The organism is Ruegeria sp. BI12, assembly GCF_056537985.1.
This window is the reverse complement of the sequence record NZ_JBQFSL010000003.1, coordinates 356,142-370,069: the sequence shown is the minus strand read 5'-3', so window position 1 is coordinate 370,069 and position 13,928 is coordinate 356,142. Positions and strand designations below refer to the sequence as shown.

The window sequence follows — 13,928 nt, the reverse complement described above, 5'->3', positions numbered from 1 at the left end:
AGTGTCAACGCCACGCCCTGTCGCGGCAAAGAAATAGGATGATTCCATGCCCAAAGGCCTCACTTTTCTGCCATCACTGGCTTTGGCTGCCGTGATGGCGATGCCGCTTGCCGCCGAAACCAAGCCGGACGCGGATACGGTTGTCGCCAATGTGAACGGGGATGAAATCACATTGGGTCACGTTATCGCATCTGTTGCAGCTCTGCCTCCGAATTACGCCGAGATCGAAGATGATGTTCTGTACGAATTCGTCATCGAACAATTGATCCAGCAGCAATTGCTGGCGCAGCAGCAGGACGACCTGAACAGGTTGAACCAGCTGGGTCTGGAAAACGAAGGTCGATCCATGCGGGCGGTGCAGACGGTGAATGCATTCCTGGGCGATGTGGTGACCGATGAGGCGATCCAGAAGGCTTATGATGCGGAATTCGGCAATTTTCAGGGCGAAGATGAGTTCGACGCCAGCCATATTCTTGTAGCAACCGAAGACGAGGCCAAGGAAATCAAATCCCTGCTGGACGATGGTGCTGACTTTGCCGAGATGGCTAAGGAAAAATCGACTGGTCCGTCCGGGCCGAACGGCGGTGCGCTGGGCTGGTTCGGCAAGGGCCAGATGGTGCCTGAGTTTGAGAATGCCGTAGTTGCGATGGAAAAGGGTCAAATCTCGGAACCAGTGCAAACACAGTTCGGCTGGCACCTTATCAGCCTCAACGACACGCGAAAGACGGAAGCTCCGGCGCTGGATGCCGTGCGTGAACAGCTGGCTCAGTCCATTCAGCAGGAAGCAATTCAAGCCAAGATCGACGAGCTGACGCAGCAGGCGCAGATCGAACGCCCTGCACTGGACGGCGTTGGCCCTGAGGTCATCCGTCAGATCGACCTGATTCAGGAGTAGCTACAGTGGCCACCATCACCAAGGTATCGCCGCTTGCGCCGGCGGATTTTCCCGATCTGCCTGCTATTGATGGGGTGCGTTTTGCCACTGTCGAAGCAGGTGTACGCTATCAGGGCCGGACCGACGTGATGTTGGCCGTTCTGGATCCGGGCACTTCTGTGGCCGGAGTGTTTACTCGCTCGGCCACACGCGCGGCCCCGGTGCTGGATTGTCAGGAGAAAATAGGTGGCTCCAGCGAGGGACCCGCGGCGATTTTGGTGAACTCGGGCAATGCCAACGCCTTTACAGGCCATTATGGTCAGACCTCGGTGGCCGAGGTGACGCAGGCCGTCTCCAAAGCCACCGGTGTCGCGGTAGAGCGGGTCTTTACCTCTTCCACCGGTGTGATTGGCGAACCGTTGCCCCATGACCGCATCGTTTCGCAGCTTGAGACGTTGAAGGCAGGTCTCAGCCGCCACGCAATCGAAGACGCGGCGCGGGCGATCATGACCACCGACACGTTCCCGAAAGGGGCCAGTGCGCAGGTTGAGATTGAAGGCAAAACAGTCTCAATTGCGGGGATTGCCAAGGGTTCCGGCATGATCGCGCCAGATATGGCGACCATGCTGGTCTACATATTTACCGATGCACAGGTCGAACAGCCTGCCTTGCAGGCCATGCTGGGCGCGCAGACCGACCGGACGTTCAACTGCATTACCGTGGACAGCGACACTTCGACTTCGGACAGCCTGTTGCTCTGTGCGACCGGAGCTTCGGGCGTAGATGCAACCGGCAACCCGGCGTTTGCCGAGGCACTGGAAAGCGTGATGTTGGATCTGGCGCAACAGGTGGTGCGCGATGGTGAGGGCGCCACGAAATTCGTGGAAATCCGTGTGACCGGCGCCGCCTCGGACGAAGACGCCAAGGTGCATGGGCTGGCCATCGCAAACTCTCCGCTAGTGAAAACGGCCATTGCTGGTGAAGACCCGAATTGGGGCCGCATCGTCATGGCCATCGGCAAATCCGGAGCCGCTGCGGACCGCGATCTGCTGAGTATTTTCTTCGGCGATATTCTGGTTGCCGAAAAGGGCTGGGTCAGCCCGGATTACCGTGAGGATGACGCCGCCGCCTACATGAAAAGTCAGGATCTGGTGATCGCGGTCGATCTGGGACTGGGTGAAGGCAAGTCCACCGTTTGGACCTGTGACCTGACCCACGGCTATATTGAGATCAACGCGGATTATCGCTCGTGAAAACTGTATTAGTGTCTGCCGTTGCCCTGATCGACATTGAGGGCCGGGTGCTACTGGCCCAACGACCCGAGGGCAAATCTATGGCCGGTCTCTGGGAATTCCCCGGCGGCAAGATCGAACCGGGCGAAACCCCCGAGGTCGCTCTAATCCGCGAATTGCATGAGGAACTGGGTATCGACACCTGGGCCTCATGCCTCGCCCCGCTGACCTTTGCCAGCCACAGCTATGATGATTTCCACCTGCTGATGCCGCTGTTCGCCTGCCGCAAATGGGAGGGCATTCCGCAATCCAAGGAAGGTCAGGCGCTGAAATGGGTGCGTGCGAATGACCTACGCAATTACCCTATGCCTGCAGCTGATGTACCGCTGATCCCAATATTGCGCGACTGGCTGTAACACTCTGTTGTCAGGTTTAAGGATCATTGGCGCACAGTTCTCACCGGGCCAACTCACTGAGTTCCCAGAACCCATCCGGGGCAGTTGGCCGCGTTTGCAGCAGAATAGGTCCATCCGTCGCGAGCTCTGCTCTTCACGACGGAAATGTTAACACAACATGAACAATGTGTTCCCATTGGGTTCAATGTTGATGATGCAAGCTCGAACCGCTCATCGAGAGTCGCATTGTGGTAAATGCGCCGACACACCGGTTCTCACAAATTTGCTCAAAGGACCGGGCGAGGTGGGATTTAGCCGTTTAAACGGTACCAATCGGAGTGGGGTTAATATGAAGCGCTACGTGGGTTCAGCGGACAACGCAATGCATGAAAAGTGGGCCAAATGGAGTATGCAGCCCAAAAAACAGCGACATAACATCGGGTACTACGCGTCTGTACTTGTTGTCGCAGTGTCGGCATTCATTGTAGTTGGGTTCCATCAATATCTGGTTTTCTGAGACCGCTTTTGCAGCCTAACGCGCTGTGTTATTTCGGCCGGCCTGAAAAAGGTGTGAAAAAATCAGCTTTCCGGGCCTGACTGTTACGTGTCCTTGGATTTGACGAATGGCGTGCAGGCCAAGGCAAGCCCTCGTTTCGCGTTTTTACTGGATTGGGTTTAGCGGTGCTTTCGTCAGTTTGATCGGGCTGAAAAATTTCCGGGTCAGGGCTGTTACAATTCGTAAGAATTGAGAAAACATCAGGAAAAAGTTGACGCTGATCTTGCCTGCGTCCCTTATCGGGGCATTGGCGTCCGGGGTTGACCTCCGGGTCTGCCATTTCCGGCCCGGAGGAGGGGTCGGATGGGGAGGAGAAAGAGATTGGCTCAGACGCAGTCGGGCGCTGAAGGGATGCACTCTCTTCCGGCGCTGCTACACCGCAATGCGACCCAGTTCGGGGACGCCCCGGCTTACCGGGAAAAGGAATTTGGGATCTGGCAATGCTGGACCTGGGCCGAAGCGGCCAGGGAAATCCGCGCGATTGCCTTGGGTTTTCTGGAACTTGGCGTAGAAAAAGGCGACCACATCGCCGTGATCGGACGCAACCGTCCGGCGCATTACTGGTCGATGGTTGCAGCGCAAATGGTGGGCGCGGTTCCTGTGCCTTTGTATCAGGACGCGGTCGCCGAAGAGATGGCCTACGTGATGGATCATTGCGGCGCGAAATTCGTCGTCTGCGGTGATCAGGAGCAGGTCGACAAGGTTATCGAGATTCAGGAGAACCTGCATCAGGTCAAACACATCCTCTATACCGACAAGCGGGGGATGCGGAAATACGATCACTCCCAGATGAACGCGCTGGACGATCTGATGGCTGAGGGCAGCGCGGGTCACGCGCGCTTTGACGCGGAACTGGATCGTCGGATTGCTGAGATCGACTACGACGGCACCTGCGTCATGCTGTATACATCGGGCACCACGGGCAAACCCAAGGGTGTGGTGCTGTCGAACCGTAATGTAATCGAAAGTGCCAAGAACTCGGCCGAATTTGACCACCTGACCCGGAATGAGGACATCCTGTCTTACCTGCCGATGGCATGGGTTGGCGATTTCATCTTTTCCATCGGTCAGGCCTATTGGTGTGGTTTCTGCGTCAACTGCCCCGAAAGCGCCGACACGATGATGACGGACCTGCGCGAGATCGGGCCGACTTATTTCTTCGCCCCACCACGAGTGTTTGAAACTCAGCTGACCAATGTGATGATCCGGATGGAGGACGCCGGTAAGTTGAAGCAGCGGATGTTCCATCACTTTATGGCGCATGCCAAGAAAGTTGGCGGGCTGTTGCTGGACGGTAAGCCGGTGGGGTTCGGCGACCGCGTGAAATACGCGCTGGGCAATTTGCTGGTCTATGGGCCGCTCAAGGATACGCTGGGCTATGGCCGGTTCCGTGTGGGCTATACGGCGGGGGAGGCGATCGGGCCGGAGATTTTCGACTTTTACCGCTCGCTGGGCATCAATCTGAAGCAGCTCTATGGCCAGACCGAGGCGACCGTGTTCATCACCGTGCAGCCGGATGGCGAGGTCCGCGCGGATACGGTTGGTGTGCCCGCCCCGGACGTTGAACTGAAGATCGACGACAAGGGCGAAATCCACTACCGCTCGCCCGGTGTGTTTGTCGAGTACTATAACAACCCGGATTCCACGGCCTCGACCAAGGATGCCGAGGGATGGGTTGCAACTGGCGATGCCGGTTTCATCGAAGAAAACTCGGGACACTTGCGGATAATTGACCGCGCAAAGGATGTGGGCAAGATGGCCGATGGGTCGATGTTTGCGCCGAAATACGTCGAGAACAAACTGAAATTCTATCCCGATATCCTTGAAGTTGTTTTGTTCGGAAACGGCAAGGACCGCTGCGTGGCCTTTATCAACATCGACCTGACAGCAGTGGGCAACTGGGCGGAACGCAACAACGTAGCCTATGCGTCTTATCAGGAACTGACAGCAAATCCTCGTGTGTTAGAGACGATTCGAAGCCACGTGGAAGAGGTGAACAAGTCTGTGGCCGCTGACGAAATGTTGTCGGGCTGCCAGGTGCATCGCTTTGTGGTGCTGCACAAGGAATTGGATGCGGATGACGGTGAGATGACTCGTACGCGAAAAGTGCGTCGCGGGTTTGTCGAAGACAAGTTCAGCGACATCATCGATGCGCTTTATGATGGGTCCAAGCAGGTCTCGACCACAACTGAAGTGACCTATGAAGACGGTCGCAAGGGGTCAATCAGTGCCACGCTTGAGATTGTCGATGCGCCGGTTGTTCCGGTTGCGCAGCACAAGGTGGCGGCGGAATGAGGGCCGGTCGTGCGCCGCTCGACCTGCGGTCATCACCCCGCCCGCCGTCCCGTATTTCTGCAAGTCTAGGAGTGACTGATGCTGGATAACTCCGAAGGATATGTCACCGAAGACGGCCGCAAGATCGGCGGCGTGGTGATGGAGATGAAGAACATCACCCTGCGCTTTGGCGGTGTGGTGGCGATCAAGGATATCTCTTTCGATATCCGAGAGGGTGAGATCCGCGCCATCATCGGCCCGAACGGGGCCGGTAAATCCTCAATGCTGAACGTGATTTCCGGGTTTTATATCCCGCAGGAGGGTGAGGTTTGGTTTCATGGATCAAAGCGCCCGCAGATGCGCCCCTACGAAGTTGCGCGGCAGGGCATTGCCCGGACGTTTCAAAACATCGCCCTATTCGAAGGTATGAGCGTGCTGGACAACGTCATGACCGGGCGCCTGAACTACATGAAGACCAACATCTTTCAGCAGGCCATGTGGAAGGGCAAGGCTGAGGCGGAAGAGGTCGATAACCGCGAAGCGGTCGAGAAGATCATCGATTTTCTTGAGATTCAGCACATCCGCAAAACTCCGGTATCGCGTCTGCCATACGGTCTGAAAAAGCGGGTGGAACTGGCCCGCGCGCTGGCGGCGGAGCCCAAACTGCTGCTGCTGGACGAACCGATGGCCGGCATGAACGTTGAAGAGAAAGAGGACATGAGTCGCTTTATCCTCGACGTGAATGACGAGTTTGGCACCACCATCGCCCTGATCGAGCACGACATGGGCGTTGTGATGGACCTGAGCGACCGGGTGGTCGTGATGGATTACGGCAAAAAGATCGGCGACGGCACCCCGGATGAGGTGCGCAGCAATCAGGAAGTCATCGACGCCTATCTGGGGGTGAGCCATGACTGAGCAACTGACAGACATGAGAGGGGGCGCACATGCCTGATCAGCTGATTTTCGCGATGGAGGTCTTCCTCAACGGCCTTATGGCGGGTGTTTTGTACGCTCTGGTCGCACTGGGCTTTGTGCTGATCTACAAAGCGTCCGGAATCTTCAACTATGCTCAGGGGGTTATGGCTCTGTTTGCCGCCATGACTCTGGTGGGCATCATGAACGGGCAGGTGCCGTTTGCCCACCTGATCAACGCGACCTTTGGAACTCATATCCACAAGTTCGGATGGAACGTGCCGGCATTTCTGGCGATTATCCTGACTATGGGTGTCATGGTTCTGCTGGCCTGGGCGGTGCAGCGCTTTGTCATGCGGCACCTGGTCGGACAGGAGCCGATTATTCTGTTCATGGCGACCATTGGTCTGGCGTACTTCCTTGAAGGCGTAGCCGACCTGATGTGGGGATCCGAGATCAAGACGCTGGATGTCGGCCTGCCGCAGGGCATCAACCTGTGGATCGATGAGAGCACGTTCAACATCTTCGGCTACGGCTTCTTCATCGACAATCTGGACATAGTTGCGACGGTGATTGCCGCGTTGCTGGTGACCGCGCTGGTCGCGTTCAGCCAATACACCAAGCAGGGCCGGGCCATGCGCGCGGTGGCCGATGACCATCAGGCGGCGCTGTCTGTCGGAATCTCGCTGAACTTCATCTGGATCATGGTGTGGTCGGTTGCGGGCTTTGTCGCGCTGGTCGCTGGCATAATGTGGGGCACCAAGTCGGGCGTTCAGTTCTCGCTGTCACTGATCGCGCTCAAAGCGCTGCCAGTGCTGATGCTGGGCGGGTTCACCTCGATTCCCGGTGCCATCGTCGGCGGGTTGATCATCGGTGTGGGCGAAAAACTGTTCGAGTTTGCCATCGGCCCACTGGTCGGCGGCGCGACCGAGAACTGGTTCGCCTATGTTCTGGCGCTGATCTTCCTCGTGTTCCGGCCGCAGGGCTTGTTCGGTGAGAAGATCATTGAGAGGGTGTAGGACGTGACCAAGCTGATCGCCATCATCAACGTGATCGCGTGGGCCGGCTTCTGGTCTTTTGGGTACATTGCGTTCACCTCGGACGATCTGACCGATGGACAATTGGTGATTGCGGCGATCCTGGCGTTTGCCGGACTGGTCATGGGCATCCTGGCTTACATGAAACTAGTGCGCGCCTCAGAGGCGAGCGGATATGCAAAAGGCTCCAAACAGTTGGACGCCGCAGCCCGCAACCGGGCGCAGGAAGAATGGGGAAAGTAAGAAATGTTCTATCGTGAGGCCGGGGATTTCAAAGTCTCCTACACAGATGACAGCCAGACCTTTCCGATCAAATTCGACCGGTACCGGTACTATGCCGTATTGGCGGTGGCCTTCGGGATCATCCCGTTCGTCATCAATGACTACTGGGCCAATGCGCTGCTGCTGCCTTTCTTGATCTACGCCATCGCGGCGATCGGGCTGAACATTCTGGTGGGTTATTGCGGGCAGGTATCCTTGGGTACCGGTGGTTTCATGGCTGTGGGTGCCTATGCCTGCTACAAGCTAATGACCTCTTTCCCTGATGTCAGCATGTTCATCCATGTCATTCTTGCCGGCGGCATAACGGCCATTGTCGGGGTGCTGTTTGGCCTGCCGAGCCTTCGGATCAAGGGGTTCTATCTTGCGGTGGCCACGTTGGCGGCGCAGTTCTTCCTTGTGTGGCTGTTCAACCGGGTGCCGTGGTTCTACAACTATTCGGCCTCGGGTCAGATCAACGCACCGGAACGGGATGTGTTTGGCATCATCATCACCGGCCCAAATGCCCCTGCTTGGGCCACCTATATGTTCTGCCTGATTTTCCTGGCCGTCAGTGCCCTGATCGCGCGCAACCTGACGCGCGGTACGACGGGCCGGACATGGATGGCGATCCGTGACATGGACATCGCGGCCGAGATCATCGGGGTAAACCCGCTAAAGGCCAAGATGAGCGCCTTTGCCGTCAGCTCGTTCTTCATCGGCGTCGCAGGAGCGCTGTTTTTTGCAGTCTATCTTGGCGCGGTCGAGGTTGGCGAAGTCTTCGGAATCCAGAAATCGTTCCTAGTCCTGTTCATGATCATTATCGGCGGGTTAGGGTCTATTTTTGGATCTTTCGCCGGGGCCGCTTTCCTTGTTCTGCTGCCGGTGGTCCTGAAGGTTGTTGGTGTCGACGTTCTTGGCTGGCCCACGGATATCGTGGCGCATCTGCAGTTAGTGATCGTTGGCGCACTGATCATCATGTTCCTGATCCTGGAACCGCACGGGCTGGCGCAGCTGTGGCGTGTGGCGAAAGAAAAACTCAGACTATGGCCGTTCCCGCACTAAGGGGTCGGCCCAATGAAAAAACAGGCGGCACAAGCCTGAATGCAACATCGGACTAACCAAGGGAGGAGACACCCGATGAAATTGAAACTGGCAACCGTGGCGCTGAGCGCCCTGATGGCCGCAGGTCCGGCTTTGGCGGATCTTGTGATCCCCGATCTGAGCTATCGCACCGGGCCTTACGCCGCTGGCGGTATTCCGTTCTCGGATGGCTATAACGACTATTTCACCCTGTTGAATGAGCGCGATGGCGGCATTGGTGGTGTTCCGATCCGCATGGTCGAATGCGAAACCGGTTACAACACCGAAAAAGGCGTTGAATGCTATGAATCCACCAAGGGCGAAGGCGCTTTGGTTTATCAGCCGCTGTCCACAGGTATTACGTACCAGCTGATCCCAAAAGTCACTGCAGACGACATTCCGCTGCACACGATGGGATATGGTCGAACCTCGGCCAAGAACGGCGATGTGTTCAGCCACACCTTCAACTATCCCGCCAACTACTGGGACGGAGCATCGGGTGCGGTAAACTATCTGCTCGAGGAGAACGGTGGTGATCTGAGTGGCAAGAAAATTGCGCTGGTCTACCACAACTCAGCCTATGGTAAGGAACCGATCCGTACACTGGAAGAGCTGTCCAAAAAGCACGGCTTTGAACTGGTCGCCTTGCCGGTCGATCACCCGGGTCAGGAACAGAAGTCGCAGTGGCTGCAAATCCGCCGTGATCGTCCCGACTATGTCCTGATGTGGGGCTGGGGTGTGATGAACCAGGTTGCGGTACAAGAGGCTGCAAACATCCGCTTCCCGATGGAAAACTTCATCGGCATCTGGTGGTCCGGTTCTGAAAACGACGTGCTGCCTGCGGGCGAAGCCGCCAATGGCTATAAGGCACTGACCTTCCACAACGTTGGCACGGACTTCCCGGTCTTTGACGATCTGCAGAAACACGTTGTCGATGCAGGCAAGGCTGCAGGTGCGGGCGATCAGGTGGGCACAGTTCTGTATAATCGTGGTCTCTATGCGGCTGTTCTGGCTGCCGAAGCCATCAAGAAAGCCCAGGAAATCTCGGGCAATGCGGAAATCACCCCGTCTGAGATGCGTGCCGGTATGGAAGCACTGGAGATGACAGAAGAGAAGATGGCCGAACTGGGCCTGGCGAACTTCGGTCCGACCTTCTCGGTCTCCTGCGAAAACCACGGCGGTGACGCTTTGGTTGGCGTGACCCAGTGGGATGCGGCGAACAAGACCTGGACGCTCATCTCGGACTTTAAACCAACCGATGGTGAGGTGATCGGCGCGCTGATCGACGAGGACTCGAGCGCATACGCGTCGGAAAACAACATTGAAGGGCGCTGCTGATACAGCGCTTTGAACTAACGGGGCGGCGGCAGACCGCCGCCCCGAAGCCCACACTCGCTTAAGGACACGCGCAGATGCTGGATGCGGCTCAAACCACTGACGTCAAGGCGGAAACCCTGCTTGAGGTCAACAATATCGAGGTGATCTACAATCACGTGATCCTCGTCCTGAAAGGCGTTAGCCTGACCGTGCCCAAGGGTGGTATCACGGCCCTGCTGGGCGGTAACGGTGCGGGGAAGACGACAACGCTCAAGGCGGTGTCGAACCTGCTGCATTCGGAACGCGGTGAAGTCACCAAAGGTACGATCGAGTATCGCGGCACCAGCGTGCATGAAAGCGATCCCGCCGATCTGGTGGAAAAAGGCGTCATCCAGGTGATGGAAGGTCGCCATTGTTTCGAACACCTGACTGTCGAGGAAAATCTGCTGACGGGCGCCTATACCCGTAAGGATGGCAAGGCCGCGATCCAGCAGGATCTTGAACTGGTCTACACGTATTTCCCACGCCTCAAGGAGCGCCGTCGGTCGCAGGCAGGCTACACCTCGGGTGGCGAGCAACAGATGGTTGCGATGGGTCGGGCCCTGATGTCACGGCCCGAAACGATCCTGCTGGATGAACCCTCGATGGGTCTTGCGCCGCAGTTGGTAGAAGAGATTTTCGGCATCGTGAAGGACCTGAACGAGAAAGAAGGTGTGTCCTTCTTGCTGGCCGAACAGAACACAAATGTGGCTCTAAGATTTGCACATTACGGCTATATTCTGGAATCCGGGCGTGTCGTGATGGACGGCCCCGCTGCCGACCTGCGTGAAAACCCGGACGTGAAAGAGTTCTATCTGGGCATGTCCGAAGAAGGCCGCAAAAGCTTTCGTGACGTGAGATCTTACCGCCGCCGCAAGAGGTGGCTGTAAGGGAATGGAGGATCTGGCGATGACCTACTACGACGCTCTCGAAACCCGATCAGCCGACGAACGTGCCGCCGATCAAGCCCAGGCGCTGCGTATTCAGATGACCCGAGCTTTGTCGGCCCCCGGCTTTGCAGCGCATCTGGCTGATGCGGATACTGGTGCCGTTAACTCTATCGAAGATCTGGCCAAATTGCCGGTATTGCGGAAATCCGATCTGGCAGCCGCCCAAGCGTCACGCCCGCCATTCGGCGGGTTCACCGTCAAACCCGCGCGGCATTTTCATCATGTGTTCCAGTCGCCCGGCCCAATTTACGAACCCGGCAGCACGGATCATGACTGGTGGCGCATGGGGCGGTTCCTGCATGCGGCAGGCGTAGGTCCTGGCGATATCGTCCAAAACTGTTTCGGGTATCACCTGACGCCAGCGGGGATGATCTTTGAAAACGGCGCACGGGCGGTAGGGGCCGCAGTGCTGCCAGCCGGAACCGGCCAGACCGAGCTGCAAGTGACCGCAGCGCGCGATGTTGGCTGTACGGCTTATGCCGGCACGCCGGACTACCTGAAGATCATTCTGGATAAGGCAGATGAGATGGGCGTTGCCCTAGAATTCTCGAAGGCTGTTGTGGGTGGTGGCGCGCTATTCCCATCTTTGCGTCAGGACTATGCCGACCGGGGCATTTCCTGCCTGCAATGTTATGCCACGGCCGATCTGGGCAACATCGCCTATGAAAGCGCTGCGATGGAGGGGATGATCATCGACGAGCATGTCATTGTCGAGGTTGTCACCCCGGGCACCGGGACACCGGTGGCGATAGGTGAAGTGGGTGAAGTTGTGGTGACTTCTCTGAATCCTGATTACCCTCTGATCCGGTTCGCCACCGGTGACCTGTCGGCTATCATGCCGGGTGTCTCTCCTTGCGGCCGGACCAATCTGCGGATCAAGGGATGGATGGGTCGTGCCGACCAAACCACTAAGATCAAGGGCATGTTCGTGCGCCCCGAACAGGTGGCTGCACTTGTCGATAAACACGAGGAAATCGTCAAAGCCCGTGTCATCGCCGCCCGTCAGGGAGAGATGGATACGATGACCGTTCAAATCGAAAGCGCGGCCGGAGACGACATGGCCTATGCCAAGTCCGTGGCGGAGGTGCTGAAACTGAAGGGCGCGATTGAGGTCGTGGCGCCCGGATCGCTTCCCAAGGATGGGTTGGTGATCGAGGATCAGCGCGTCTACGAGTGATCCAAAACTATGTCTGCGGCAGTATGTGCCGCAGATTTGTTTCGCTGCAGACTGGTGTTTCTTAGCATTTTGGTCGATTAAAGGCTGATCAATAGCCAACGCCATTTACAACCCGGGTCCATGGCCGAAATCGACTATTCAGAACACGGAACGCGCAATCGCGGCGCGTTGGGCACCCGTTTGGTGGCCGCTGTGGCTTACCTCGTGGCGGCGGCTTGTCTTCTGCCGATGGTCGCGGTTGTTCTGGCGGCGGTGACAGGTGGGACGGATACGGTCTCGCATCTGGTCGAGACGGTTTTACCCGGTTATGCGTTAACAACTGTCATCCTTGTCGTTTTGGTGGCCATCGGCACCTTCTCGATAGGGGTTGGGGCTGCTTGGCTGGTGACGATGACGCGATTTCCGGGGGTTCGCTTTCTTGAAATTGCGCTGGTTCTGCCGCTGGCCTTCCCGGCTTATGTTCTGGCCTACGCCTATACTTTCATTCTGGATCATCCCGGTATTGTGCAGACCACATTGCGGCAGGTGACCGGCTGGGGTCCGCGCGACTATTGGTTCCCGGAAATCCGCTCGACCGAGGGTGCGGCAGTGATGCTGATCCTTGTGCTTTATCCCTATGTCTACCTGCTGGCACGCGCCGCGTTTCTGCAACAAAGCGCCACCGCCTTTCTGGCCGCCCGTGCGCTGGGCAAAAGCCCATGGCTGGCGTTCTGGCATGTGTCGCTGCCGATGGCCCGCCCGGCAATTGCAGGGGGCGTTCTGCTGGCAATCATGGAAACCATCGCTGATTTCGGCACTGTCGCCTATTTCGGCGTTCAGACCTTTGCCACGGGTATCTACACAAGCTGGTTCTCGATTGGGGATCGGGCCGCTGCTGCTCAGCTGGCTTTGTGCCTGCTGGGTTTCGCGTTGATCATGGCCGTGGCAGAACGGATGCAACGCGGCAAGGCGAAATACTACCAGGCAGGAAAAAGCCATGCCTCTCTGCCTTCGGCGCAGTTAAAGGGTTGGCAATCTGTGGCGGCTTTCACCTTATGTCTAGTACCTGTGCTTTTGGGTTTTCTGTTGCCAGTCTTCATCCTGATCCAGATGGGTCTGACCTCGGAACAAAACCTGCTGTCGCGGCGATATATCGGGTTCATTCAAAACTCGCTGACACTTGCGGGCGTGGCCGCCGTGGTCACGGTCTGTGCTGCGATCTGTGTTGGGTTCTTTCAGCGCCTTCGCCCGGGGCGGGGATCGTCGACTGCGGGTTATCTGGCGCGGTTGGGTTATGCGGTGCCTGGCGGCGTGATAGCCGTTGGCCTGATGGTGCCCTTTGCCAGATTCGACAACGCGCTGGATTCCTGGATGCGCGAAACGTTTGATATCTCAACAGGTCTGCTGGTTACGGGGTCGATCTGGCTGCTGGTGGCAGCCTATATGGTGCGCTTTCTGGCGGCTGCTCTCAGTGCATATGAAGGGGGGCAAAGTACGGTGCACGCCAATATGGATGCCGCGTCCCGGTCTTTGGGACAATCCCCGCTGGGTACATTGCGCCGTGTGCACTTGCCGATCCTGACACCTTCGTTGTTGACAGCCTTGCTGATCGTGTTTGTCGACGTGATGAAAGAGCTGCCGGCAACTCTGATCATGCGCCCGTTCAACTTTGATACACTGGCGGTGCAAGCCTATCGTCTGGCCTCGGACGAGCGGCTGGAGGGAGCGGCCGTACCGTCGCTTGTGATCCTGGCCGTTGGGCTATTGCCGGTGATTCTGATCTGCCGGCAGGTCGGTCGACGCTAAGGCGTAACAACCCAAAAATACCACGCCTTCGGCCAT

At 57.3% G+C, this 13,928-nt stretch carries 12 protein-coding genes; all 12 read left to right on the top strand.

The features are described 5' to 3' along the window. The first annotated feature begins 46 nt into the window (after positions 1–46). The 12 genes from ACR0AK_RS20695 (at position 47) to ACR0AK_RS20640 (ending at position 13,892) form a co-directional block, all read left to right on the top strand. Positions 47–895, top strand: coding sequence for a peptidylprolyl isomerase (locus ACR0AK_RS20695; protein WP_480794807.1), 849 nt, complete (start codon positions 47–49; stop codon positions 893–895). Positions 896–900: 5 nt separating this feature from the next. Continuing rightward, positions 901–2,127: a bifunctional glutamate N-acetyltransferase/amino-acid acetyltransferase ArgJ gene (gene argJ, locus ACR0AK_RS20690; protein WP_480794806.1), complete on the top strand. Its 1,227-nt coding sequence runs from the start codon at positions 901–903 to the stop codon at positions 2,125–2,127. After that, positions 2,124–2,522 carry an 8-oxo-dGTP diphosphatase MutT gene (mutT, locus tag ACR0AK_RS20685; protein WP_170564187.1) on the top strand — a complete coding sequence of 133 codons (399 nt, stop codon included), beginning with the start codon at positions 2,124–2,126 and terminating at the stop codon, positions 2,520–2,522. Before argJ ends, mutT begins: the two co-directional genes overlap by 4 nt. 886 nt (positions 2,523–3,408) lie before the next feature. Then, entirely contained in the window at positions 3,409–5,352 is a 1,944-nt protein-coding gene (locus ACR0AK_RS20680; RefSeq protein ID WP_480794877.1) for an AMP-binding protein, read from the top strand. A 78-nt stretch (positions 5,353–5,430) separates the two neighbouring features. Beyond that, a complete protein-coding gene (locus ACR0AK_RS20675) occupies positions 5,431–6,249 on the top strand; it encodes an ABC transporter ATP-binding protein (protein WP_480794805.1) in 819 nt (272 codons plus the stop codon). 29 nt (positions 6,250–6,278) lie between these two features. After that, on the top strand, positions 6,279–7,265 hold the full coding sequence (locus ACR0AK_RS20670; RefSeq protein WP_480794804.1) for a branched-chain amino acid ABC transporter permease: 987 nt from the start codon (positions 6,279–6,281) through the stop codon (positions 7,263–7,265). A gap of 3 nt (positions 7,266–7,268) precedes the next feature. Next, positions 7,269–7,526 (top strand): hypothetical protein, encoded by a 258-nt coding sequence (locus tag ACR0AK_RS20665; RefSeq protein WP_480794803.1) that lies wholly within the window; start codon positions 7,269–7,271, stop codon positions 7,524–7,526. Positions 7,527–7,529: 3 nt separating this feature from the next. Then, positions 7,530–8,606, top strand: a complete 1,077-nt coding sequence (locus ACR0AK_RS20660; RefSeq protein WP_170564203.1) for a branched-chain amino acid ABC transporter permease — start codon at positions 7,530–7,532, stop codon at positions 8,604–8,606. Positions 8,607–8,681: 75 nt separating this feature from the next. Next, positions 8,682–9,962 carry an ABC transporter substrate-binding protein gene (locus ACR0AK_RS20655; RefSeq protein ID WP_170564206.1) on the top strand — a complete coding sequence of 427 codons (1,281 nt, stop codon included), beginning with the start codon at positions 8,682–8,684 and terminating at the stop codon, positions 9,960–9,962. 74 nt (positions 9,963–10,036) lie between these two features. Beyond that, the gene (locus tag ACR0AK_RS20650; protein WP_170564209.1) at positions 10,037–10,870 is read left to right on the top strand and encodes an ABC transporter ATP-binding protein; all 834 of its coding nucleotides are present in this window, start codon (positions 10,037–10,039) and stop codon (positions 10,868–10,870) included. A gap of 19 nt (positions 10,871–10,889) precedes the next feature. Beyond that, positions 10,890–12,107 (top strand): phenylacetate--CoA ligase family protein, encoded by a 1,218-nt coding sequence (locus ACR0AK_RS20645; protein ID WP_480794802.1) that lies wholly within the window; start codon positions 10,890–10,892, stop codon positions 12,105–12,107. Positions 12,108–12,227: 120 nt separating this feature from the next. Continuing rightward, positions 12,228–13,892: an ABC transporter permease gene (locus ACR0AK_RS20640; RefSeq protein WP_480794801.1), complete on the top strand. Its 1,665-nt coding sequence runs from the start codon at positions 12,228–12,230 to the stop codon at positions 13,890–13,892. Positions 13,893–13,928: the final 36 nt, after the last annotated feature.